This window comes from Stieleria tagensis (genome assembly GCF_024129865.1).
Lineage (GTDB): Bacteria > Planctomycetota > Planctomycetia > Pirellulales > Pirellulaceae > Stieleria > Stieleria tagensis.
Genome location: NZ_JAMYFE010000033.1, coordinates 106,732 through 130,403, shown reverse-complemented (window position 1 = coordinate 130,403; position 23,672 = coordinate 106,732). Strand labels below are relative to the sequence as shown.

21 protein-coding genes and 1 tRNA gene are annotated in these 23,672 nt (G+C 56.5%); 14 read left to right on the top strand and 8 right to left on the bottom strand.

Features of this window, described 5'->3' with window-relative positions; genetic code table 11:
- Positions 1-149: 149 nt before the first annotated feature.
- Both NHH03_RS06990 and NHH03_RS06985 read right to left on the bottom strand, forming a co-directional pair.
- Positions 150-1,214 carry an LOG family protein gene (locus NHH03_RS06990; protein ID WP_253155042.1) on the bottom strand — a complete coding sequence of 355 codons (1,065 nt, stop codon included), beginning with the start codon at positions 1,212-1,214 and terminating at the stop codon, positions 150-152.
- A gap of 51 nt (positions 1,215-1,265) precedes the next feature.
- A complete protein-coding gene (locus NHH03_RS06985; protein ID WP_253155041.1) occupies positions 1,266-2,534 on the bottom strand; it encodes a Na+/H+ antiporter NhaA in 1,269 nt (422 codons plus the stop codon).
- A 399-nt stretch (positions 2,535-2,933) separates the two neighbouring features.
- On the opposite strand from NHH03_RS06985, the gene NHH03_RS06980 reads away from it, so the two are divergent.
- The 4 genes from NHH03_RS06980 to NHH03_RS06965 all read left to right on the top strand — a co-directional run bounded on the left by NHH03_RS06980 (position 2,934) and on the right by NHH03_RS06965 (position 10,921).
- Positions 2,934-4,250, top strand: a complete 1,317-nt coding sequence (locus tag NHH03_RS06980) for a citrate synthase (RefSeq protein ID WP_253155040.1) — start codon at positions 2,934-2,936, stop codon at positions 4,248-4,250.
- Positions 4,251-4,374: 124 nt separating this feature from the next.
- Positions 4,375-4,941, top strand: a complete 567-nt coding sequence (locus NHH03_RS06975) for a thioredoxin family protein (protein WP_253155039.1) — start codon at positions 4,375-4,377, stop codon at positions 4,939-4,941.
- 270 nt (positions 4,942-5,211) lie between these two features.
- On the top strand, positions 5,212-6,138 hold the full coding sequence (locus NHH03_RS06970; RefSeq protein ID WP_253155038.1) for a glycosyltransferase family 2 protein: 927 nt from the start codon (positions 5,212-5,214) through the stop codon (positions 6,136-6,138).
- 400 nt (positions 6,139-6,538) lie between these two features.
- Positions 6,539-10,921 carry a PVC-type heme-binding CxxCH protein gene (locus NHH03_RS06965; protein ID WP_253155037.1) on the top strand — a complete coding sequence of 1,461 codons (4,383 nt, stop codon included), beginning with the start codon at positions 6,539-6,541 and terminating at the stop codon, positions 10,919-10,921.
- Between the two features lie 27 nt (positions 10,922-10,948).
- Here NHH03_RS06965 and NHH03_RS06960 read toward each other — a convergent pair whose 3' ends face one another.
- Entirely contained in the window at positions 10,949-11,410 is a 462-nt protein-coding gene (locus NHH03_RS06960) for a RidA family protein (RefSeq protein WP_253155036.1), read from the bottom strand.
- A gap of 190 nt (positions 11,411-11,600) precedes the next feature.
- Here NHH03_RS06960 and NHH03_RS06955 point away from each other — a divergent pair, with 190 nt between their 5' ends.
- A complete protein-coding gene (locus NHH03_RS06955) occupies positions 11,601-12,389 on the top strand; it encodes an SDR family NAD(P)-dependent oxidoreductase (RefSeq protein ID WP_253155035.1) in 789 nt (262 codons plus the stop codon).
- A gap of 47 nt (positions 12,390-12,436) precedes the next feature.
- Here the strand turns inward: NHH03_RS06955 and NHH03_RS06950 are convergent, their stop codons facing one another.
- The 5 genes from NHH03_RS06950 to NHH03_RS06930 all read right to left on the bottom strand — a co-directional run bounded on the left by NHH03_RS06950 (position 12,437) and on the right by NHH03_RS06930 (position 17,607).
- Entirely contained in the window at positions 12,437-13,138 is a 702-nt protein-coding gene (locus tag NHH03_RS06950; protein ID WP_253155034.1) for a DNA alkylation repair protein, read from the bottom strand.
- A gap of 316 nt (positions 13,139-13,454) precedes the next feature.
- Positions 13,455-14,804 carry a GDSL-type esterase/lipase family protein gene (locus NHH03_RS06945; protein ID WP_253155033.1) on the bottom strand — a complete coding sequence of 450 codons (1,350 nt, stop codon included), beginning with the start codon at positions 14,802-14,804 and terminating at the stop codon, positions 13,455-13,457.
- Between the two features lie 100 nt (positions 14,805-14,904).
- On the bottom strand, positions 14,905-15,639 hold the full coding sequence (locus NHH03_RS06940) for an SDR family oxidoreductase (protein WP_253155032.1): 735 nt from the start codon (positions 15,637-15,639) through the stop codon (positions 14,905-14,907).
- A 103-nt stretch (positions 15,640-15,742) separates the two neighbouring features.
- A complete protein-coding gene (locus NHH03_RS06935) occupies positions 15,743-16,747 on the bottom strand; it encodes a hypothetical protein (RefSeq protein ID WP_253155031.1) in 1,005 nt (334 codons plus the stop codon).
- Positions 16,744-17,607: a hypothetical protein gene (locus NHH03_RS06930; RefSeq protein ID WP_253155030.1), complete on the bottom strand. Its 864-nt coding sequence runs from the start codon at positions 17,605-17,607 to the stop codon at positions 16,744-16,746. The genes NHH03_RS06935 and NHH03_RS06930 overlap by 4 nt, the downstream gene beginning before the upstream one ends.
- Positions 17,608-17,924: 317 nt before the next feature.
- Here NHH03_RS06930 and NHH03_RS06925 point away from each other — a divergent pair.
- The 9 genes from NHH03_RS06925 to NHH03_RS06885 all read left to right on the top strand — a co-directional run bounded on the left by NHH03_RS06925 (position 17,925) and on the right by NHH03_RS06885 (position 23,331).
- Positions 17,925-17,998, top strand: a tRNA-His gene (locus tag NHH03_RS06925).
- A gap of 114 nt (positions 17,999-18,112) precedes the next feature.
- Positions 18,113-19,348: a site-specific integrase gene (locus tag NHH03_RS06920; protein ID WP_253155029.1), complete on the top strand. Its 1,236-nt coding sequence runs from the start codon at positions 18,113-18,115 to the stop codon at positions 19,346-19,348.
- A 111-nt stretch (positions 19,349-19,459) separates the two neighbouring features.
- Positions 19,460-19,756 (top strand): DUF1580 domain-containing protein, encoded by a 297-nt coding sequence (locus NHH03_RS06915; RefSeq protein ID WP_261364127.1) that lies wholly within the window; start codon positions 19,460-19,462, stop codon positions 19,754-19,756.
- A 309-nt stretch (positions 19,757-20,065) separates the two neighbouring features.
- A complete protein-coding gene (locus NHH03_RS06910; RefSeq protein ID WP_253155028.1) occupies positions 20,066-20,389 on the top strand; it encodes a hypothetical protein in 324 nt (107 codons plus the stop codon).
- Between the two features lie 60 nt (positions 20,390-20,449).
- Positions 20,450-20,632 carry a hypothetical protein gene (locus NHH03_RS06905; RefSeq protein WP_253155027.1) on the top strand — a complete coding sequence of 61 codons (183 nt, stop codon included), beginning with the start codon at positions 20,450-20,452 and terminating at the stop codon, positions 20,630-20,632.
- 87 nt (positions 20,633-20,719) lie between these two features.
- Positions 20,720-20,959, top strand: coding sequence for a hypothetical protein (locus NHH03_RS06900; RefSeq protein WP_253155026.1), 240 nt, complete (start codon positions 20,720-20,722; stop codon positions 20,957-20,959).
- Positions 20,956-21,945, top strand: a complete 990-nt coding sequence (locus tag NHH03_RS06895; RefSeq protein WP_253155025.1) for a S49 family peptidase — start codon at positions 20,956-20,958, stop codon at positions 21,943-21,945. Before NHH03_RS06900 ends, NHH03_RS06895 begins: the two co-directional genes overlap by 4 nt.
- A gap of 38 nt (positions 21,946-21,983) precedes the next feature.
- A complete protein-coding gene (locus NHH03_RS06890) occupies positions 21,984-22,808 on the top strand; it encodes a hypothetical protein (protein ID WP_253155024.1) in 825 nt (274 codons plus the stop codon).
- Between the two features lie 277 nt (positions 22,809-23,085).
- Positions 23,086-23,331: a hypothetical protein gene (locus NHH03_RS06885; protein WP_253155023.1), complete on the top strand. Its 246-nt coding sequence runs from the start codon at positions 23,086-23,088 to the stop codon at positions 23,329-23,331.
- Positions 23,332-23,672 lie beyond the last annotated feature (341 nt).

Below are 23,672 nucleotides of genomic sequence, written 5' to 3'. Positions count from 1 at the left end.
CAAAACGGTGGGACGAACACTCGGGTTCGCTACCGGACATCATACCCAGACGGCCTTCGATTGACTTCCGGAAACCGGGCGCCCGAAGCGAAAAAAGGGCGTGAAAACCCACCGCAATCGATTGCGGTGGCCAAATCCTGGCAATTCGTTCAGTCGACGTTGATGCAATTGATCAATGAACGCAACCGCCCCAACGCGCGGCGGTTGAAATGGAACACCAGTCGCGGCAGCCCCGCCAAATCGGGTTCCCCCGCTTCTTCGGACAGGGCCGATCGTTGTTCAAATCCGCCCGAAACCAAGATATCGGTGAACTCGGATCGAATTTGTTCCATTTTCTCGTCAGACAATCGTTCCTTCAACCGAAACACCAATCGATCCCGGACATAGCGCATGCTGTGATAGCGACGGTAGAATGTCAGGATTTCATCGATCGCAACGTTGACGTCGTTGGTGATTCGATACAGCGACACGTCATCAGGGCTGATCATTCCGCCGTCGAGTAATTGTTTGTCGATGAACTTGCCCAGATCGCTCCAATAACTGCCGTGTGGGTGGTCCAGCAACACCAGCGGCAACATGGTTTGCTTGCCGGTTTGCATCAACGTCAACGTCTCCAGCGCTTCGTCCAGCGTTCCAAAACCACCGGGACAGCAAACCACCGCGCTACACTCTTTGACGAACATCAACTTGCGTGTGAAGAAATACTTCATCGTCACCAGTTTCGGGTCGCCTTCGATGACGTGATTGGCACCCTGTTCGAACGGCAGCATGATGTTCAATCCCATCGATGCTTCTTTCCCAGCCCCGACATGGCCGGCTTCCATAATCCCGCCGCCGGCGCCGGTGATTACCATCCAGCCGTGAACCGCCATTTGCCGGCCCAACGCAACGGCCGATTGATAATCGGGGTGATCGGGTTGAGTGCGCGCCGAACCAAAAATCGTGACCTTGCGACGCCGTCTGTAGGGGCGAAACACTTTGAACGCGTAACGCAATTCCAAGAGGGTGCGCGAGAGAATTTTTAGATCGCCGCGTGCGGTGCGGTCTTTTTCCAAACGATCAATCGTCGCACGCATCTCATCAAAGAGGTCTGCGCTTTCACCGCCGGCGGGTTGCGGGGTGATCGGTTCATCGGCCGGTTGTGGTCGTTCGAGTTCACATTCTCCGATGGCTTCGGGCGGCAGACTTTCCGGGTCGATCTGGTTGGTTTCCATCTAGTTCATCCGTTGGCGTGGTGAATCACTATGACGCAATTATGGCTTGTATTAGCTGTCAGCAGCGTTGGCCGAGTGATCATCGTCGGCATCGCTGGGTTGAATCCCTAGCATTTTGCCAACCACGATCGCTACGGGGGCTGCCAAAAAACTGAGGAGCGCCCCCATTTTGACTGAATCCTGGATCGCACCGGAGATGGGAAAGGCAGCCACCGAGACGAACAGTGCGACGGTGAAACCAATTCCGGAAATCAAACCCAAGGTGGCGATATGACGGTAATCCATCCCCGCAGGTGTTTGCAGGCGAAATCCTTTTTCCGCCAACAACGTCATGGCGGTGATCCCCAGTGGTTTGCCTAAGAACAATCCGCCCAGCACCAACCAAGTCCCGGTGCCGACACTGCTAAACACGACACCGGCATTGACCAAGCCGAACAGCCCCAGGATGAACTCGACCGGTGTTCGCCAAAAGTGTTCGAACATATTGAGCGTGTCATCACGCTGCCGTTCGTCTGCGGCAAAAATCCCTAAGTCCGACGTGGCACTTGGCAAAAACGGGATGATCGGGACCAATCCCAGCGCGGGATGGATGTGCGCCGAATAAAACGAGTACCAGGCCAAGACCCCGGGGCCGAGAATGTACAACCAGTGTGAACGGATTTTCCATTTGCGCAAGCCAACCGCCAACCCCATCGCGGCGGCGGTCAAGAGTAACCACGCCGGTTCGATCGGCGCCGAGGGATAAAACACCGCCAGGATCAACAGGCCTGCTGCGTCATCGGCGATCGCCAACAACAACAGGAATGCGACCGCCGGATGGCCGGCGCCGAACACCAGCCGTGCGACCAAGTAACTAAACGCGATGTCCGTCGCACAGGGCACCGCCCAGCCATGGCCGAGCTGGGCATAGGTTCCGGTGGCGTACGCGCCGATCAAATAGATCATGGCCGGACCGATGATTCCGCCCAGGGTCGCCAACAACGGCGTGGCGGCTTTCCGAGGGTTCGACAGCGCTCCACCGGGCAGCAATGATTCCCAAACCTCTTTGGCCGCGATCGCAAAGAACAGGGCCATCAAAACATCGTTGATGATGAACGACACCAAATACCAATGGTGGTTGTCGTCACTGGGGACCGCGTGGTCGTCGCCGCCCCACAGCGTGCGAACATCAAAGTGAATCAAGTCGTGGTAGGACGGACTGCCGATCTGATCCGCCCAATTGGCCCAAACCAACGCTGTCACCGCACCGATCAGCAACAGCAGCGAATTGTCGATCAGGAACCGAAAGATTCCGCCGTTGGATGTTTCCTGCGCGGACATTTGCCGTGCGTGTCTCTCGGGGTTGCGAGTCGAAGAAGGTGTTCGCCGATGCAGGGAATGTTACAGGCTGTCAATCTTTTTCGTGACCCCAATCTAGAATCTCACCTCCGCTAGCCCCCGCTTGCTGGCTCGTATCCCGCCGCTGCCGGCGCTATTTGCAATCGCGCGTCGGCTTCGCTGACACCCCAAAGACAGGTCGACTAATTGTCGGCCAACGGTTCTCAAGGTACACTTCGCATGTGGGTCACCGCGTACGGCGGACAGAGAATTCATGCAATTTGAATCAGTGGACCAGACCTCTTGGCCACATTGACTCTGGTGCCCGGTCCCACAATGCCGAAGGATGCAATTGCTGCCCACCGATTCTGAACCGCCCATCATATTTTTCCGGACCCCCTGATGAGTTCAAGCTTGAATTTAGATGCCCAAGACGTCGGTACGGTTCGCTTCAGTTACGGTGATCAAGAAATCGAACTTCCCCTGATCGAAGGCTCCGAGGGCGAACGAGCCATCGATATTTCGGCGCTGCGAAGCCGCACCGGAATGATCACGATCGACGAAGGATTCGTGAATACCGGCAGCACCCGCAGTTCGATTACGTTTTTGGATGGCGAAAAAGGCATCCTACGCTATCGCGGCTATGCCATCGAAGATCTCGCGGCCAACTGCGACTTTGTCGAAATCGCCTACCTGTTGATCAACGGCGAACTGCCCAACGCCGACCAAGCGACAGAGTTCCGCAGCGGAATTCGTGATCACACCATGATCCACGAAGACATGCGATCGTTCTACAACGGGTTTCCGCGTGATGCGCACCCGATGGCGATTCTAAGTAGCGTGGTCGGTGCACTGTCGACATTCTATCAAGACTCGATGCAAGTCGATGATCCGGATCAAGTCGAAATCTCGATCTATCGCTTGCTGGCCAAACTGCCGACGATTGCAGCGTACAGCTACAAGAAATCGATGGGCCAGCCGTTCATGTATCCCAGCAACGACCTGTCCTACTGCGAAAATTTCTTGCACATGATGTTCGCCACACCGGCCGAAGACCATGTGGTGGACCCCGATTTTGCCGAGGCATTGAACCTGTTGCTGATCGTGCATGCCGATCACGAACAGAACTGCAGCACGTCTACGGTGCGAATGGTCGGCAGCAGCAATGCCAACCTGTTCGCCTCGATCTCCGCTGGTATCGGAGCACTTTGGGGGCCGCTGCACGGCGGCGCCAATGAAGCTTGTGTGAATATGCTGGAGCAGATCGCCGCGGATGGTGGCAACGTCAAAAAGTACGTTGACATGGCCAAGGACAAGAACAGCAACTTTCGCTTGATGGGCTTTGGGCACCGGGTCTACAAGAACTTTGATCCCCGGGCACAAATCATTCGCGCCTGCTGTGACAAGCTACTGGCAAAACTAAAGATCGATGACCCGCTATTCGAAGTCGCACAACAGCTACAAGAAGTCGCACTCAAAGACGAATACTTCGTCGAACGAAAACTTTATCCGAATGTCGATTTCTATTCTGGCGTGATTTATCGCGCGATGGGGATTCCGGTTCAGATGTTTACGGTGTTGTTCGCCATCGGCCGCTTGCCCGGTTGGATCGCCCACTGGAAAGAATTGCACGCCAACCCGCGCAATCGTATCAATCGGCCACGCCAGGTTTACACCGGCCAGACCAGCCGAAAAACGGTCCCCGTCGAACAGCGATAGAGGGCGGCCGACCCTCTCCGGCCTTCCCAAAGCCCAACTTTCGACCCCAAACTACCGACCTCGGGCGATGCCTACTGCATCGCCTGTTTTTGTTTCCCCACGCTCGTTTTCCCCGCAAACTTTTATGTCGCTCGACTACGCCGCGTTATTCGACCAGGGCCAAGCCTACGAAACATTCCTGACAAACTATGCCAGCGAGTCTCAACGTTTGCGTTGGGCCGCCGTGCATGGGCAAGTCCAGTTGTCGGAGCAACAGCGCACCCTGCTGGAGGGGTTTCAGCGACAGATGAAGGTGTTGGTTTCCGCCGGTGCGTGGTGCGGGGATTGCATCAACCAATGTCCGATTTTCGATTTCTTTGCCGCCGCCAACGAAAAGATTCAAGTCCGCTTCTTTGACCGCGATGATCACAGCGAATTTGCCGACGCCGTGTCGACCTGTGGCGGCCATCGCGTCCCGTCGGTGCTGTTTTTAAGCGAAGATAATTTCGTTTGCGGCCGCTATGGCGATCGCACCTTGGCAACCTATCGCCACATGGCAGAAACCCAACTTGGCCCCAGTTGCCCCACCGGAATTGGTGCGGTCAACGTCGATCTGCTAGCCGCTGTGACACAGCAATGGTTGGACGAATTTGAACGCATCCAACTGATGCTTCGACTCTCCGGCCGGCTCCGCGAAAAACACGGCGATTGAAGTCGGCTTGGAAGTAAGTCGCTCGCGATGCACCAGAAATCGCGATGTGCCAGAGAGTGGCCCGGGGACCGATCTCCTGCCGCGACGCAGACATCGCTCACCCCCGTTGGCTGGTAAACTTTTCCGAATATAGCTCTCGACCGGCTTTGGGCTGGCATGGCCGCCTCAATTCCGGTGCGTCGGGTAAGTGAACGACTGAATAAAGTGCGACCGGAGTTCCGATTGTCCTTCCCAGGCCATCGATTCCACCCGCATTATTGGAGCTTCCCGGTGCCGAAATTCCCGCGGACACCCCGTGTCTCGATCGTGATTCCATTGCAGCGAGATGATGCTGCATTTGAGCAGACGTTACTGAGCGTGCTTGAAAACCAAACCGAGGAGTCTCAGGTGATCGTCGCCCACAATGGCGGCTACACCGACCCGTTCGAACTGGGCGAAGAAATCGACTTTGTCATCGCACGCTCGAGCAACTTGATCGATTTGGTGCGTGACGCCTTCGACGCGACCCATGCCCCCATCGTGCATGTGCTGGGCCAAGGAAAGACCGCGACTGCGGATTGGTTGACCGATGCGCTGGATCGCTTCGAAACCGCCGATGTCGCTGCCGTGGATCCCATGATCTTTGATGACGATGCCCAGCAATCTGTTCCAGCGGGCTGGGTGGATACGGCTGGACGCTACTGCCAACCCTATAGCAAAGCGGGTCGCCGCGGCGGTCCCGGAAAACCAGTCAGCGGCTTTTTTATCAACAGCTGCTTTATCCGCCGACGCGTGCTCGGTGACTTGCTCAGCGCCGTCGCTCCGGCGATGAACGATCCGGTTGCCGTCAGCTATGCGTTTGGATGCTTGTTGCGACAAGCCGGATGGTCAATCGCCACCGCCAACGATTCGCTGATCCATGCCCCCGGCTTGGTCAGTTTGGCTAGCCCCTCGGACGCACAGCGCGGCCAACATCTAGCAGCCATTCGGACTCGAATTTTGCCAGGCGAACCCGGCCCCAGCTTCACCGAGATGCTCAGCACAGCGCTCTTGGGCAATGGGTCTATCGGCGAGATGATCGGTATGGTTCGCCATCGATCACAGCTGGCAGCGATCCGTCGCGCAGTCGACTTGGACAGCGTCGCGTCAGCCGATCAACTGGCACGTGTGCTCAGCCTACCGCAGCACAACCACGCTCCACGCCGCGCCGCCGCCTAAGGGGATCCTGGCCTCCAAACCGTTGGAGTTCAACCTTCAGGTTGCCACATGCGCCGGGATGCGGCTATCCAGGCTCCGGCACGCTAAAGCGTGAACTCCAACCTCCAAACCGTTGGAGTTCAACCTTCAGGTTGCCACATGCGCCGGGTGTGACCATTCAGGCCCCGACACGCTAAAGCGTGAACTCCAACCTCCAAACCGTTGGAGCTCAACCTTCAGGTTGTCACACACGCGCCGGGTTGCGGCTATTCAGGCCCCGGCACGCTAAAGCGTGAACGCCAACGGCGCGCGATCTCGAGGCGGTGAAAAATCGCAATGGCAATGCGCAATATTGCCTTTCCTGGTCTGCGGCCTGACATAGACTGATGAAGATCATCGATTCCCCGTGTGGATAACCAAAATGAATTCTTCGTCGCTGAGCCGCTTCGCGGCTATCGCCTTACTTGTCATGTCAGCAGCGACCTCCGCTGCAGATGATATCCAGGTGCTGTTTCTGGGTGATCACGGTCACCACCAACCTAAGCCGCGATTCGATGAGCTTGCCCCGGTGCTCGGCGAGCGAGGGATTCAGCTGACCTACACCGACAACGTTGCGGATTTAAACACGGAAACTCTGCGGCAATACGACGTGCTGGCGTTGTATGCCAACATCGATGAAATCGCCCCCGAGCAAGCGGACGCGTTGCTGAATTATGTCGAACAGGGAGGCGGTTTTGTACCACTGCACTGTGCCAGTTTCTGCTTTCGAAACTCGCCCAAGATGATCGCTTTGATGGGAGCACAATTCATCCGTCACGGTACGGGTGTGTTTCGCCCCGAGATCGCGGCGCCGGATCACGAACTGATGCAGGGATTTGGCGGGTTCCAAAGCTGGGATGAAACCTACGTGCATCATCTGCACAACGAAACCGACCGCACGGTATTGGAGTATCGTGTCGACAGCGACGGTCGTGAGCCGTGGACGTGGATTCGTACCCAGGGCGATGGCCGTGTTTTCTACACCGCATGGGGACACGACACGCGGACCTGGACCAATCCTGGCTTTGTGAACTTGGTCGAACGCGGTCTCCGCTGGGCTGCCAAGCAGGATCCCCAGACCGCCGGTCCCTATTTGGCAGACGCTGCCTTTCCGGTCCCCGAAACGCCGGAAGTGCGCAAAGACCTGAAACCGTTTGAGTACGTCGATGTCGGCAAGGAAATCCCCAACTACACGCCGTCAAAAAGCTGGGGGACTCAGGGTGATCCGCTCAACATGATGCAGAAACCGCTCGAGCCCCAAGAGTCGCTCAAGCACTTGGTCGTTCCCAAAGGATTTCATGTCGAACTGTTCGTTTCAGAACCCGAACTGGGCGGCAAACCGATTTGCATGGCGTGGGACGAGCGAGGCCGGTTGTGGGTCGCTGAAACCTATGACTATCCCAACGAGCTACAGCCGCCGGGAAAAGGCCGCGATCGTATCCGCATCTGTGAAGACACTGACGGTGATGGCAAAGCGGATAAGTTCACGGTGTTTGCCGAAGAACTAAGTATCCCCACCAGCATCACGTTTCATCGTGGCGGTGCAATTGTCCAGAATGCGGTGGAGACCTTGTACCTAAAAGACACCGATGGAGACGACAAGGCGGACGAGCGAAAAATTCTGGTGCGCGGCTGGGAGCTTGGCGACACCCATGGTGGCGTCAGCAACTTTCAATACGGGCTGGACAACTGGATCTGGGCGATGCAGGGATACAACAACTCCCAACCGGTCGCCGATGGTGACACACAGCAACGCTTTCGCATGGGATTCTTTCGCATGCGTCCAGACGGTTCCGAAGTCGAATTCATTCGATCAACCAACAACAACACGTGGGGATTGGGAATCAGCGAAGAAGGTTTGATTTTTGGATCGACCGCCAACGGGTGCCCCAGTGTGTTCATGCCGATCCCCAACCGATACTACGAACGTGTCAAAGGCTGGACGCCGTCGTTGACGCTGTCGTCGATCGCCGACACCAACCAGTTCAATCCGATCACCGACAAAGTTCGTCAAGTCGATCATCACGGCGGCTACACCGCCGGTGCCGGGCACTCCCTGTACACCGCCCGCGAGTATCCTCAGGAATACTGGAACCGTGTTGCCTTTGTGAACGGGCCGACGGGTCACCTGACCGGCGCCTTTGTCCTCAACGGGCAAGGCAGTGGTTTCACATCAACCAGTCCCTTCAATCTGGTCGCCAGTGACGACGAATGGACCGCACCGATCATGGCGGAAGTCGGCCCAGATGGCCAAGTCTGGGTGATCGACTGGTACAACTACATTGTCCAGCACAACCCGACGCCAGAAGGATTCCAAACCGGCAAAGGCCAGGCCTATGAAACCAAACTGCGTGATAAAAAACACGGTCGCATCTATCGCGTGGTTGCCGATGGCTCAAAAAATTCACTCCCGCGAAACCTGGCGACAGCCGATTCGTCGCAATTGGCCGACGCGCTGACCGATCCGACGATGCTGGTACGCAAACACGCCCAACGGTTGCTGGTCGAACGCGGCGAAGTCGATGTGCTACCTGCACTGATCGAATTGGTCCAAGACCCCAGTGTCGATCCGATCGGGCTGAACGTTGGAGCGATCCATGGCCTGTGGACGCTGCACGGTCTGGGTCTGCTGGAACAACCCGGCACCGACGCGTTCAATGCGGCGGTTGCAGCCCTCGGCCACCCATCCGCTGGTGTCCGCCGCAATGCGATCCAAGTGCTGCCGAATGCCAAGGAATCGGTCGCCGCGGTGTTGGCGGCCAATCTGCATCAAGATCGCGATCCGCATGTTCGCGTTGCTGCCCTGCTGGCGCTGTCAGATTTGCCGCCCAGCACATCGTCAGCCGACGCATTGATGCAAGTCCTTGCCAATCCGGTTTCGATGGCGGACCGCTGGACGCGCGATGCGTTGACCAGTGCAGCAGCAAACAACAGCGATACGTTCCTGGAGTCGTTGGCCAGCGCCAACAACCCGTCCGCTGCGGCATTGGAATTGGTCGCCATCGTCAGCGAACACTACGCGCGATCGGAGGACAATACTTCGGCCGGAACGCTGCTGGCGGGATTGAATTCTGCCGACACCAAAATCATCGATGCCGTGATCAAAGGCTTCAGCAGTGGCTGGAAGACCGGTAACCGAGTCACATTGGCGCCAGAGGTCGAAGACCAGCTAGATCAGATCATGCAGCGAATCGCACCAGGGTCGCAGGGCGAGTTGGTCAAACTGGCCAAACAATGGGGCAGCGAGCGATTCACAAAGTATCAACAGGAAATCGCAGAGGGACTGCTGGACAAAGTTCGTGAAGAAGACGCCGAGGACCAATCGCGGATTGCAGCGGCCAAGCAATTGGTCGAGTTCATGCAAGATGACGCGGATGTGGTTGCCGATCTATTGGACGAAGTCACACCGCGGACACCGCCGACCGTCGCGCTGGGCATCATCAGTGCGCTGGAAGCGAGTCGATGGCAGGGAATCGGCGAAGAACTGATCGACCGAGCCAAAACGATGACGCCGACCCTGAAGCAGGCCACGTTTCTGCAATTGCTGAAACGCCCCGCGTCGACAAGTGCCTTGTTGGACGCAGCCGAAGCCGGCAAGATCTCACTCAGCGAACTTGCCCTCGACCAGCAACAGGCTCTCGCCGCACACCCCAACCGACGAATCGCCCGTCGTGCCAAACAGTTGCTCGAACAAGGTGGATCGCTTCCCAACGCCGACCGCCAACAGGTATTGGACAAATATCTGGTCGCCGCCACAGAGACCGGGGACGCTAAAAAAGGCTTGGAAGTCTTTAAACAACATTGCTCCAAATGTCATGTCCACGGGGACATTGGTGTCCAGGTCGGTCCCAACCTGACTGGAATGGCGGTGCACCCCAAGAAAGAATTGCTGACGCACATTTTAGACCCCAGCCGAAATGTCGAAGGCAACTTCCGCGCCTACACCGTGCTGACCTTCGATGGCATCGTGCTAAGCGGCATGTTGGCATCGGAATCAAAAACGGCGATCGAGATGTTTGATACCGAAGGCAAAAAACGCAGTGTGCTGCGAGAAGACATCGAGCAATTGGTGATGTCCCAAAAGTCGATCATGCCGGAGGGATTCGAGAGTTCAATCAGCATGGAAGCGATGACGGACTTGCTCGAATTCTTGACCAGCAAAGGCCGCTATTTACCGGTGCAACTCGATCGCTATGCCACCGCGATCAGTACCAAGGGGTTGTTCAGCAACAACGACAACGGTCCCGACCGCATGGTGTTCCCCAGCTGGGACCCCAAACTGTTTCACGAGGTCCCGTTTCTGTTGACGGATCCGCAAGGGAAATCCAAAGCCAACATCATCTTGCTGAACGGTCCCAATGGTGACCTGCCGCCAAAGATGCCGAAATCGGTGTCGTTGCCTTGCAACAGCCCCGTCAAGGCGGTGCACCTGTTGGGTGGCGTCGGCGGGTGGAACTTCCCCTACGATCGCAAACCAACGGTTTCGATGATCGTCAGGTTCAACTACACCGATGGCCAGACCGAAGACCATGAATTGATCAACGGCAAACACATCGCTGACTACATCCGGCGCGTCGATGTGCCAGACAGCGAGTTTGCATTCCCGCTGGGCGGCCAACAAGTGCGCTACTTGGCGATCACACCCAAACGCACCGAACCGGTCGATACGATCGAATTGGTCAAGGGCGAAGATCAATCGGCTCCGATCGTGATGGCGGTCACCATCGAAACACCAGGCGGCGAGACGCAGCCTGGTGATCATTGAACGCCAGGTTTCACTTGGCCTACTGGACTACTGGACTTCAAAGATCGCTTCGATTTCGACGGCGATGTTTCCGGGCAAACTATTGGTGCCGATGGCACTGCGGGCTCCGATCCCATCGTCATCGCCGAATACTTCACCGAACAATTCGCTGCACCCGTTGATCACGGCCGGCGAATTGGGGAACCCTTCGACGCATTGCACCAAACCCAGCAGTTTGACGACGCGTTTGATCTTGTCTAACGACCCAAAATGGCTTTGCAATGTCGCCAACATCGCCAGACCAGTTTGGCGTGCCGCGGCATAGCCGGCATCGACGTCCATGTCCGCGCCCAGCCGACCGGTGATCAGGGTCTTGTCGGCCTGGAGCGGACCGTGGCCGGACACGTACGCCATCCCACCAGCGACGACGACGGGTTTATAAACGCCGGCTGGCTTGGGTGCCGGGGGCAGTTCCAGTTGAAGTGCTTCGAAACGTTTTTGGTGAGACATGGTTGTTGGCCGTAGTGAGAAAGGAATTTCAGCGACAAGTTTGCCGTGAATCGGGGATCGCTTCAAGCACCGGCGAAAATCATTTGGGGCGACCAAAGCCCCGGCCGTCAGTCGCCCCGTGCTTCGATGTATCATCTGGGCTAGAAAAACGATTTACAATAATCCTGCCCGACTCTGATTCGATTGACTGATGAAACAACTAGACGGTCGCAAGGCCATGATCACCGGTGGTACACAAGGGATCGGCGCGGAGATCGCCGTCGCCGCGGCCAAAGCGGGTGCAGATGTGTTGATCGTCGGGCTCCGGCGTGATCCACCGGCACTGCAAACGCTGGAAACCTGCCGTGTCCAGGGGGTCCAGGCGGAGTTGCTGGCGTCCGATCTTTCTCGGCCGCCCGAAGATTACGTTGACGACCTGCTGAATCAGGCATTCACGCAATTGCCGGGGATTGACTTGCTGGTCAACAACGCGGGGACGTTTTGCGATGTGCCGTATCTGGAGATGGATTTCCAGCGATACCAGCGAACCATGAACCTGAATGTCGCCGCCGGGTATTTTATCACGCAGGCGATGGCACGTCGTTGGATTCGTGATAACACTCGTGGGCGGGTGGTGTTCACCGGATCAATCAACGGCTTGCTTGCCGAACCAAACCACACTGCTTATGACACCAGCAAGGGTGCGGTGGCGGCGATGGTACGATCGCTGTGCGTGTCCCTGGCACCGCATCAAATCCGCGTCAATTCAATGGCACCGGGACTGGTGCGCACCCCGTTGACGGCGTCTGGAATCGACCAGCCCAAAGTCCGGCAATGGATGGAAATGCACACACCCAATGGACAAGTCCCCGACGCCAACGCTTGCGCCGGCACCACCTTGTTCCTACTGTCGGATGCCGCCGAACACGTTCACGGGCAAACCATTTATGTCGATGGCGGCATGAGCATTTGGCAGCAACCTGATCCACCGAATCACTGAAAACAAGACAACTGCGTTCCACTGTGCAAGCGGGGCCGACGCAGATCCTAAACCCCGAGCTTTTTCCTAAGGTGGTCGCTGGTCAGATGTTTGACCACATCCAACGGCTGGCAGGAATTGTCATCGCCATAATCAATGTCCACCGGACCAATTGATTTGGCGGCTTTCAAAGCGGCCTGGTGAAGGCGTTTGCTGCGTTTTCCAATTCCCATCAATGCCGTGTTCATCGATTCACGAACCCACATGTCTTCGCCGTGAATCTTGCTTTTGATCTGCTCGATCAACTGCAATAGATAGTCATCGTCCATGCCTTTGGGATTCTTCTTGGAAAGCTCGTAGATCAATGAATACCCACAGCGCCGTCGGTTCGCATCGTCACTGGCAATCCAGTCCTGCGCCAATTCGAATGCAAACGGGGTCTTGGGGAGCGTCGCGTCACAGGAGGCAAAAACATGCGCCAGGTAACCACCGGCGAGTGACTCGACTTGTTGTTCGGCTTGTTCACGCGTGATCTTTTTGGGTTCGTCGATCAACAAACCGATCACCTTGGCGTCGTAAATATCAGATTTCCAAAGCTGTAACGCGAGTTGATGGTCACGGCCGATCTGTTTGGCAAGTTTGCGAAGTTGTGTCAAACCAATCCCAAAACTCTTCAGCCCGCTGTCTTTGACGCCACACTTCTTCCAATTTTCGATACCTCGTGGGTTCGAATTTTCTTTCAACAGCTGGAACACTTCGGTTTTGTTCATGGAATGAGTCTCTTTCTAGAACCCGGTTCAATCAACCAAATGTTTTGAAGTTGCATCTTTACGCGGGGCATGTTTCTTTCCTAACCCGACGCGTCACTTCAACGGCGCTGGTGTGGAGGATTTATCCGACTCGGGTGAGGGTTTTCGACGAAGAATCAGGCCGGTCGGATAAATCCTCCACACCAACTAGCGACCGGCTAATTAAATCAACAGCCCGGTCGGGTTACCATAAAAGCGCAACTTCAAAACTGACGCGTCGGGTTGGGACAAAAGCGCGACGTCAAAACCCACCCGTCGCACTCGCGATACAAAAATGCTACTTCAATACGCGGATGCGGCGGTACTCGATTTGTCCGCGGTCGCCTTCGAGTCCGATTGGCCCGCTGTCCGGAATCTCAAACGCGTCCTCAATGACTTCGCCGTTACAGGTGCAATGAGCGGTGTTTCCTTTGACCGTGACGACCAACTCATTCCAATCGCCGCTGCGAAAATTCATAAGTTCCGTGTAGGGACCGGCCAGTGGAAAGTCCCGGCATTGCAGTTGTTTCCCACGCAAGAAAACACCACTGTCGGCGGCCGGGGTGGCGCGAAATTCCAACCTCAGTTCAAAGTCTTCGTTGAACTCGTCTGTCGTGAACAGTTGCTGAATCTTGCGACCTTCCGGTGGAGTGGTCACAACCAGTCGTCCGGCGATCGCGACGTAACGGCCATCGGGCGTCGCCTGTTGGCCGTCAAAGGAGATGTCCTGCTCGACCAGCGGCCAAACCACCGCGCCGTTGGTGCGTGGAATCCAACGGTCACGCTGCTTCCGCATTTCCGCTGTCGTGGCCACGTAACCCCAACCGGTCAAATCGTGTCCGTTGAACAACGACACCGCGTCGGGTTCAATCTGAAATGGATCCGGCTGGGTTTCAATCAATCCGAGGGTGGCAAAAATCGGTCGCAGCGCGGCCTGCCATTTGGCATACCCCTGATCATTCGGATGCAACAGATCGGGGAACTCGGACTTTTTGGCGTCGCCCTGTTTGTTGGCGAACAGGGTCCAAGTATCCAGGACGGTGATTTGAGAGTCTCCACGAGCCAGCTCGCGGTAGAGTCGGTTGAGTTCTTTGATTTTTGCAGCCGGTCGCTTTTTCGACTCGCTGCTGGGAAACACCTCGCACAGCACGATCGGCATCTCGGCGTTGTGCTGTTTCAGTTGTGCGAGAATCAGTTTGACATTGCCAGCGACGGTTTCCGGCGTGGCGCCTTCTTCTAAGTCGTTGGTCCCCATCAGCATCACGACGGCAGCGGGATCGAGATCCAGGACGTCTTCGTCCAATCGATACAGCATGCCTCGGGTGGTGTCGCCGCTGATACCGCGGTTGGCAGTGGCCATGCCTTCAAACGCGCCGCCGAAATCGTCTTGCCAGCCCTGGGTGATGGAATCGCCAAAGAACACCACCGCACCCTGGCTGGACTGGCGGTTTGCGGCGAACGTCTGGCGGCGTTGTTGCCAAACATTTTGAAACCAACCGGCCCGTCGCATCGGCCCGGCGCCGGGCAACTCGGCATCGGCTGGAATCTCAAATGCGGTAGCGACGGCGCTGTCTTGTGCGCTGCAATCATGGTTGATTGGAAACAACGCGCTGAGAAACAAACCGGCAATCAAAGCGTAGCGTGGCATGGAATGGCAGCCAGGAAGAAGGGCGTGGGCAGGAAATTGCAATCAACCACTATCTTACCTGGAAACCAACCCAGCGTGCTCTGGGCACAACACCCGGGACCTACACCCACTCTTGCTTGGTCGGCTTGATCACGATCTCCGGCACGTTGGCTCGTGGCGGTAGGGCACAAATCGACAAGATGACCGATGCGATGTCCTCGGGCTGCAGAATCGAATCCTTGTGCTCTTGCGAAACCGGTGCCGGGCGGTTGTCCAGAATCGGCGTGTTGACTTCGCCCGGGTAGACATTGGTGATCCGTACGCCTTCGTCACGCACCTCGTTGCTGACCGCGGTGCCGAGTGCGGTCATGGCGAATTTACTGGCACAGTAGACGACGCCACCGAGCGAGATCGCTCGTTTCCCGGCGACCGACGAGATGTTGATGACCAGACCGTCGCGGCGCTCTCGCATCGCCGGTAGCACGGCATGCATGCAGCGGTAGGCACCATTGGCATTGATCTGCATCACCCGGTCAAAATCATCCGGGATCATTTCCGCCATTGTCCGTTTTTGGATATTGATACCCGCGCTGTTGACTAGAATGTCGGGATCGCCCAACGTGGCTTTGACATCAGCAAAAAAGGCGTCAACGCTGTCGGGCTGAGCGACGTCCAACACATGGCAGTGAATGGGTGTGTCGCAGTTGACGGAATCGGCAAAGGCTTGCAATTTTTCTAAACGCCGACCACCGATTGCGACGCGACATCCCGCTTCCGCCAGGACCTTGGCAATACCCGAACCGATACCCGTGCCGCCACCGGTAATAGCCACGATTTTCCCTGCGAGTTGACTCATTTGTTCGTCCTGTTTTAATGCGGTGTGGGAGTGATTGAAAAAAGAGGTGGAAATCAACAAAATGATCGTTCCCAGGTGCGGAACTCATTGCTGATTTAGCCATTTAAGAATTTGTGGCCACGTTTCTGCCGTCGAGCGTTTTTGCCCCATTCGCTCCGGCAGAGGCGTGGTCCAGAGTTTTGTCGTCTCCGAGTGTGGTCGCAATGATGCCTAGCGTCGCAGCGTAGAGAACGTTTGCCGAGAGCAGTCCAATCAGCACACACCAAGCGAGGATCAATCCGATCCCCAGCCGACGGAAATTCGTTTGCCAAGCCAGAATCAGCCCTAACGGCAGCGCGCACACCAGCAAGAATGTCGTCAATTCATAGACCCAGGGCGTTTCAAAAAAGGTTCCGCGAACATCAAACAGTCGGTCCTGCGTGGGAGCAACCAAGGCATAGGCCCCCATCCCGTTCCACCACGTCGGACTGGCAATCATCGTCGCACTCGTCAGACCGCCGATCAGCGTGGCCTGCACCGCGAGTAAGCGCCGCGAAAGGGTCGCCGTCCAACTGCTCCGCTGACCCGCATCGACTCGGTTCAAACAGCACGGTGCGATCGCCAGCGCCGCCAGCGAAACACTTAGTAGGGGCTCGACAATACCAGCCAACAACACGATTCGGTTGGCCCAACCGACGAACCAAACCCACAACAACAGACTCGGCAGGAAACCGCCCAGCAAGCCCGACAGACGCGCCGGCAATCCCAGCTGCTGAAGTTGTTTGGGGAACACGGTCAACACAGCAAGCACGACACCGATCACCAAGTACAGACGGTAGATCAGCGCCGATTCGCTCCATCGGGAACCCGCAAAAATCGAATCCCAAACAAACAGCGGTGACACCATCCACCGCGCATCACTGGTCAATTCTGCGGTGCGGAAAAACGTTGCCAAGTTCGAGCTCGATGCTGGTGCCCCCTGTTGATACCACGTCGACACATCGGACCATGACGCGATGAAATAGATGGCGGTGACGATCCCCAGTGCTTGGCGTACAAAATCCAGCCGCGTCAATGCGGAGGGCGCCAGCCAAAATGCGGTCCAACGTGATCCATTCAGTCGATTCATCGCTGCGCCTCATCGCTGCTCGGTCGCGGGGCATTTTCGCGTGGGAAAGTCGTCAACCGTTTTGATTGAATCGAAACCAATCGGACTTGATCGCCCTCGCGGACGACACGGGCCAAGTAGACCGGCGGTGCTGCGTCGTCTTCGGCAGTGGTCAACTCGGTCGGCAGCCGCACAATCCGGACGGCGTCAATCGATTCGTCGGCGGCAACCAGTGGCATCAACAGCGCGGCAGCCAGGCTGGGGCGATCCGATTGAGCCAGGGTGGCGACCAGTAACATCCAGCGACGGTAGCGATCCGCTGCGGCCAACCCGGGAATCCCACCTGGTTGGACGGTGGTCCATTGTGTTTCCAGGTCGATGACCACCGGATTGCTATCCGACGACGACAATCCCGTGGCGACTTGAAGCCGGTGCGGTTGCTCGTCGGCCGTCGCATGGGCCAGGTAAAAGGGTCGACCATCGGCCGAGAAATGTGTGGCGCGCAAATACGGCGTTAGCTTATTGAGCAACCGAGTGTGCGTGGACGAAGGTTCGATGATTGCCGAATAGGACAAAAACAGCGCCCCCAAGTGAAAGACGAGGGCCAGGCTGATGCACCCGACCAACCAGGGCGGTGGAAATCCACGCGTCTGACCATTCACATCGGCGGGGTCACTGCCCCCAACTTCACTGCCCCCAACTTCACTGCCCCCAACTTCATTACCTCCAGTGTCACTGCCACCTGCTTGAATGCCACCTGCACGGCCGACATCGCTTTCGCCCGACGTCTCTCTCCCGGCAGTGCGACCAGCGATCGAGTCGGCATTCGAGCCAGCGGGAACTGGGGATGACGATGGTTTACGTGGTCTGCGTCGTGCCATCGGATCCGCATCGAGGGGGGGGATGTGTGAGCGAGAGAGCCAGGTGGGATCAGTCGAGTCGAATAGGATAACCGCTGCAGGGTCGCCGCCAAGCACCGATCATCGCAGCCGCCTGCGCAATCGCCGCCTTTCGTCGATTGCGCAGGCGGCGGGACGGAAACCGAAGCTTTCCTGGCGATGGAAGTGCCAACAGCGGGCACCCGAACAGAAAAAAAAAGAGACCGTTGACCGAACTTTCATCGGCGGATAAAGTCTGGATTCGCAGTGCAACTGGCGCGCAGACGCTCAAAGATCGGTACGCCAGTTGCTTGCACACGGTGGGTGTAGCTCAGTTGGTTAGAGCACCGGATTGTGGTTCCGGATGTCGCGGGTTCGAACCCCGTCACTCACCCCTGGTTTTGACTCGACAATTAACGGCATTTGCCGCGACCTGCCGCCATCTGGCAGAGCACACTTTAGACCTGGGTTTTTGGGACAGTCCTAAAAACCCCTAGGAGTTTGCTCTATGGCGCGTCCCCGCAATATCTTGCCAAGTTACCGAAAGCACAAATCGAGCGGCCAAGCACGCTGCACGATAAACGGCCGAGACTACTTCTTGGGGCCACACGGGACCAAGGCAAGTCTACGTGACTACGATCGGATCATTGCCGAGTACATCGCCAGCGGCCGGAGTAAAAGCTTCGGGATCGAATCAGGAGCGTTGACGGTCGCAATGCTGATGGCTGATTATCACCGCCACTGCCGGGGCTATTACGGTGACGGCCGGGCGTCGGAGCTTCATCGGGTGGTGTTGGCGCTGCGGCCGTTGAAGCAGCTCTACGCAAAACACACGGCGGAACTGTTTGGGCCATCTCAATTAAAGGCTGTCCGGCAAACGATGGTCGATCTGGGGTGGGCGCGGCCATACGTCAATGCGAACGTCAAGCGAATCGTCCGGATGTTCAAGTGGGCGGCTGGTGAAGAAAAGCTATCTGCTTCGGTCTATGAAACCCTGCGGTTGGTTCCCTCACTGAAACGAGGGCGGACCGCGGCGCCGGAAACAGAACCAGTCAAGCCAGTGTCACAAGCGGACATCGACGCCACCCTGCCGCACCTTTCCAGCGTTGTCGCTGATATGGTTCGTGCCCAATTGCTGATCGGATGTCGGCCGGGCGAGATCTGCAAACTGACGCCCGATTCAATCGATCGATCCGAGGCGGTTTGGATTGCCACCCTTGATGACCACAAAACGGCGCATCACGGGCACAAGCGGCAGTTGTTCATCGGACCAGCCGCACAACTGATCCTGGCCCCGTATTTGGACCGTGAAGGCCCGCAAGCTTTATTCAGGCCGATCGATGCGGTAAACGAACGAAAGGCCCGAGACGCCGCCCAGAGAGTCACACCGGCATCGTGCGGGAATCGCACCGGAAAGCGATCTGGAGGGCTGAAAGGTGAAGCTGGAAAACGCAGGCCGTCAGAAAGGTACACGACGGTGACCTATCGCCGAGCGATTGAGCGGGCATGTGATCGAGCGTTTCCAGCACCGAAGAGCACCAAGGGCGAAGAGTTGAAAATCTGGCGATCTGATCACCGATGGTCACCAAACCAACTACGACACAGCCGCGGGACGGACGTGCGGAAACAGTTTGGTATCGAAGGCGCCCAGTTGATCCTAGGGCACTCCAATGCGGATGTAACACAGGTCTATGCCGAAGCGGACCGAGCCAAGGCGATCAGCATCGCGTTGAAGATTGGTTGATTAGAAAAGGTTGGGGGCGCATGTGCTGATACGTTTCGGGGATGATTGAATCAAATGAATTCCCAATAACTTCACTGAGGTTGTCCGCGCATGTGTTGATATGGTTCGGGGATGAATGAATCACCCGAAACACTACTGCCACTGCGTGACGCTGTTGAACGAGCGACCGGCCGCCGTCCTAGCCTGTCTGCTGTTATGCGGTGGTGCCAAAAGCCAAACCGACACGGCGTCAAGTTGCGGTCACACAAACTAGGTGGCCGCAGACTGACAAGCATCCAGGCGGTAAACGAATTCATCGATCGTACAACGGCAGCAGCCGATGGTGTCCCGGTGAATGCGTCAACATCGCGGCAGATCGAGGCCGCCCACAATACCGCTCTCCGCGAGTTGGAAGAGGCTGGGATCTGATGGCCCGCTATTTAATCGTTGTCGAGAGTAACGCCCGGGATGAAGCCGAGGAATTGCGGCAACTCCGGTTCGCGCTGAAAGACCTCGGCAGGCGATACCACTTGCGTTGTAAGGGCATTCGGCCGTTCACTCCCACCGCTGAGGCCAGCCCGGATGTCCCGGTTTCCGGGCTGGCTGAGGCGGTGTGTTCCCATTGACCTCGGGTCCTTTTCGAGGGCCCCCCCCGCCTCGAAATGTCGAAGGGAACCATCACGTTTTGATCCGTAGGAACGCACGTACGCAACTGAAACAAACTCACTGGATGGGACATTGAACGAAACCGAAAAACTGTTCCTGCGCGAACTGGCGAAGCGAACCGAGCGCGTCGAACGGGAACGGCCATCACTGTTGGTCAGTGCCGCCATCCGACGCCAGCGAAAGTATGGACCGGATTTTTCACGACGTGACTGGTTTGGTCCAAGCGATGAAAACCGGAGGCAGCGAATCACTCGAGCAATGCAATCACTCATCGCCAAGAAACTGATCACCACTCGCGTGGCTGGTCAGCGGCGAACTTCGAACATTCGAATTACCGACGCCGGCCGATTGGCGGTGTCCCAACTCAACGAGAAAAGCAATGCGGAAAATCACTGACAACATGGGGCAAGAGTGGGAGACGCGACTGAAATGCCTTCGCGATTAACCCACCCGGTAATGAACATCGACGCCGCAGGTATTTCCCGCTCGATGGAAGCCGCACAGAATTTCCGTGGAATGCCCGAGCGTAACTTGGTGCGCCCGGACGGCAGTAAGAAAGTTTTCGAGACCATCGCATCAAACACGGGTCAACTGGTGAAGTATGCGAAGAAGGAGCGGACACAGGGCTACGCGAAATAACCAACGAACCACGGCCGACGTAGGCCTTGGCGCCGGGCAGTTGCTGTTGGGGCTGCCCGGCATTTTGAATCACAAACGGGGAAAGCAATGGACGCGGAACTTTTAGAAAAACAGGCGGACTTGTTCGCTGAAATGGCACAGGCCAACCGCGAACTCGCTGGACGGGTGCGGATGCTTGTCCGAACGAAACAGCAATACCGCTACTGCGAATTGCTTTTGGAAACAACCGATGGCCTACGGGCGCTGAGTCATCAGTACCGGACGATGGTGGCGATCCAGAGTCAATTCAGCAGTGGCGAGAATGCCGAGGACTTGATTGAAATATGAAATCAGAACCGTACTTTCTGGCACCGTTTGCCGTGGGCGAAGTGCAATCACTGCTCGATGCGGCCAGTCAATTCAAACTGCCGAACATCAAGCAGCGGGAAACGCGATCGCAACAATCTGGTGTCGCTGTCGTGGACATTGCAGGCCCGCTAAGTCGGCGCGCTACCTGGATGACCGAGTTACTTGGACTGGCGACGTATGAAGACCTGACCCGTCAGGTTGAATACGCAACCAGCGACGCCAGCGTGAGCGTGATTGTGCTGGCCATCGATTCACCAGGTGGATTGGCAAGCGGTTGTTTACAGTGTGCCCAGTCAATCGCCAACGCGGCGAAACAAAAGCCAGTCGTCGCGGTGATCGATGGCATTGGTGCCAGCGCGGCATACTTCCTTGCATCCGGAGCAACCACGATCATCGCGGCACCCGATAGTTGGACGGGATCGATCGGAAGCGTTTTTGAATTGAAATCGTTTGCCGAACTGGAACGCCGGGTTGGCATTCAAACGGAGGTGATCGTCACCGGTTCGATGAAAGCGGCTGGCCATCCATCGCAACCTATCACCGAATCGGTGAAGCAATACTTCGGTGACCTGGTTGGCAAACTTGGGCAGCACTTCGTTGACCACGTGGCTAAATACCGGCGATTGAAACCGGAGCAGATGCGGGAGATCGAAGCCGCCAAAATTTACAGCGCTGATGATGCCGAGTCGGTGGGGCTGATCGATGGCGTTGGATTTCTGTCCGACGTGTTGAAGGCGATCGACAACAAGCCAACCAGCGGCAGCGACATCAACGCAGTGCTGTACAGCACGCTAATGCGAATCGATGACCATCGTCAACAATTGAACGCACGCCAGCACGCAACCAGCGATGCCTCGGAGGCATTCTGGGAAGAGGTTGACGAAGCCCAACGGCAAAGCGATTGCACGCGAGCACAGGCAATCGCGATCGTACAACAACGGCAGCAAGTGATTGCCGTTAATTGAACCACACTTTTTTACTTTGACTTGGGGAACGAACGAGAATGACGAACACAACAATTAACGACGCTCAGCGACTAAAAGAACTATCAACCACAATCTTGGACGCGGCGTACTTCGCACTGGCGAAAGGTGAAGAACTGACCGCCGAACAAGACGCCGCACTAACGATTGCGAATGCATCACAAACGGTGATGGAGACTGAGATCAGTAACCGACAATCGATCTTGGAACACCAGTACAACGCAGGTACAGCGGCCGATCGGAAGAAAGCAATCGAGGTCCGCGACAGTTTGCTGGCGAAAACGAACGAAGCCCGAAAGCAAATCGAAGGAAAGATCAAAGAGTTAGAGAAGGAGCTTCGTCGCATCGATGACGGGTTGGCCGATGCGAAACACGAAGTGAACGTTCGCGAAAGCGCCGTTGAGCTTCTTCGGTACTGTGTACCGGGATTCATCAAGCACCAAATCACTCGTGACTACGTGGCTAAACGGCAGCCGTTGTTGAAGGAACTGGACTGGCTTGAAAGCGCGATGCAGTTTTTCGAATTGCTGGACAAAACCGAGCCGGGACCGTTTGCATTGCATCCGCCAGCGCTGAATGGCCCAGCGCGTGAACTACTGGAAATGAACGTCGATGTCGTTGAGGTGATCGTCAAGCACAGCACCGTGCCAGAATTCGGCGGTGATGACCGACACAGGCCGGGCAGCGTTACACAGGTCGCGAAGACGGCCCCACTGGCCACGGCCAAACGACTGGCGGCGGCGAAGCGATCGGAGGTTGAATCGCGACTGGCCGAAGTGCAAACCGCGCTTGAAAAGTACCGCGACGCCGATGAGGCCTGGAAAAACTACTACGTGCCGCAGTGACCCGGCCGGGCAAGGGCGGAAATCCACCGCCACATATGGGGAATCACATTTGTGGAATCCGGCCGGGGTAATGTCCGACATGTCGGACATTTTAAATTCAATGTCATAAATCTGACATTGAAAATTCAATGTGAGGAATCTCATAGTGAATCGCCAAGGTGTGAGAATTCTCACATCTTGGCGTTGGGTGGAAATGTCTCCAATTGGAGACAAAATCCGATCACGGCAGGGGTGTTTGAAAACGTCCAAGGTCTTGGACAAATTAAGAATGTGCAGCATGCTGCACAAATTGCAAACCCAGGACAGGCTGAAAATGTGCGCCATGGCGCACATTTCCCACTTGATTGATGCGGCCGAGGTATCTGAAAATGTGCAAGATATTGCACAAATACAGACTGGAACCCAGGCCTTTGAAGTCGCCAAAGCACCCTCGGAAAAGCAAGCCGAGGTCGTCAACCGTGCCACCGAGATCGCCAACGAGCGAAACGAACGTTGCCAAGCGGCATTTGACGACGGCAGATAAGGCGAAGTTCGGGCACGCGTGGCGTGGGGCTGTGGAGGCAGAGGCGAAGTCGAGGCAGAGGGATCACGGCGGTACAGCCCCTGGAAAGAAAAACACTTATGGTACTAGTACCATAAGTGTTCAGACCGAAACGACACGTGATGTCATTGGTCATAAGGTCGGCGTTTCTGGTTCCACAATGGACGCCTACCGAGACGTGGTTGAGCACGCGCCTGATCTACTCGTTGAGGTCGATTCGGGGGCTACGTCACTGGAATTGACAAATCCCACCGGATCAACCAAACTGGGCCCGCCGTTGATTTGGACTTCAAACCGAATCGACTTGGCCCCGGCTTGTAAAT

Bases quoted from the DNA above. Each gene is read 5' to 3' on its own strand.
- NHH03_RS06890 (WP_253155024.1), top strand. From the start codon at position 21,984: ATGACGAACACAACAATTAACGACGCTCAGCGACTAAAAGAACTATCA.
- NHH03_RS06920 (WP_253155029.1), top strand. From the start codon at position 18,113: ATGGCGCGTCCCCGCAATATCTTGCCAAGTTACCGAAAGCACAAATCG.
- NHH03_RS06950 (WP_253155034.1), bottom strand. From the start codon at position 13,138: ATGAACAAAACCGAAGTGTTCCAGCTGTTGAAAGAAAATTCGAACCCA.
- NHH03_RS06885 (WP_253155023.1), top strand. From the start codon at position 23,086: ATGCTGCACAAATTGCAAACCCAGGACAGGCTGAAAATGTGCGCCATG.
- NHH03_RS06895 (WP_253155025.1), top strand. From the start codon at position 20,956: ATGAAATCAGAACCGTACTTTCTGGCACCGTTTGCCGTGGGCGAAGTG.
- NHH03_RS06935 (WP_253155031.1), bottom strand. From the start codon at position 16,747: ATGAATCGACTGAATGGATCACGTTGGACCGCATTTTGGCTGGCGCCC.
- NHH03_RS06905 (WP_253155027.1), top strand. From the start codon at position 20,450: ATGAACATCGACGCCGCAGGTATTTCCCGCTCGATGGAAGCCGCACAG.
- NHH03_RS06990 (WP_253155042.1), bottom strand. From the start codon at position 1,214: ATGGAAACCAACCAGATCGACCCGGAAAGTCTGCCGCCCGAAGCCATC.
- NHH03_RS06980 (WP_253155040.1), top strand. From the start codon at position 2,934: ATGAGTTCAAGCTTGAATTTAGATGCCCAAGACGTCGGTACGGTTCGC.
- NHH03_RS06955 (WP_253155035.1), top strand. From the start codon at position 11,601: ATGAAACAACTAGACGGTCGCAAGGCCATGATCACCGGTGGTACACAA.
- NHH03_RS06930 (WP_253155030.1), bottom strand. From the start codon at position 17,607: ATGGCACGACGCAGACCACGTAAACCATCGTCATCCCCAGTTCCCGCT.
- NHH03_RS06915 (WP_261364127.1), top strand. From the start codon at position 19,460: ATGAATGAATCACCCGAAACACTACTGCCACTGCGTGACGCTGTTGAA.
- NHH03_RS06985 (WP_253155041.1), bottom strand. From the start codon at position 2,534: ATGTCCGCGCAGGAAACATCCAACGGCGGAATCTTTCGGTTCCTGATC.
- NHH03_RS06975 (WP_253155039.1), top strand. From the start codon at position 4,375: ATGTCGCTCGACTACGCCGCGTTATTCGACCAGGGCCAAGCCTACGAA.
- NHH03_RS06945 (WP_253155033.1), bottom strand. From the start codon at position 14,804: ATGCCACGCTACGCTTTGATTGCCGGTTTGTTTCTCAGCGCGTTGTTT.
- NHH03_RS06900 (WP_253155026.1), top strand. From the start codon at position 20,720: ATGGACGCGGAACTTTTAGAAAAACAGGCGGACTTGTTCGCTGAAATG.
- NHH03_RS06940 (WP_253155032.1), bottom strand. From the start codon at position 15,639: ATGAGTCAACTCGCAGGGAAAATCGTGGCTATTACCGGTGGCGGCACG.
- NHH03_RS06965 (WP_253155037.1), top strand. From the start codon at position 6,539: ATGAATTCTTCGTCGCTGAGCCGCTTCGCGGCTATCGCCTTACTTGTC.
- NHH03_RS06960 (WP_253155036.1), bottom strand. From the start codon at position 11,410: ATGTCTCACCAAAAACGTTTCGAAGCACTTCAACTGGAACTGCCCCCG.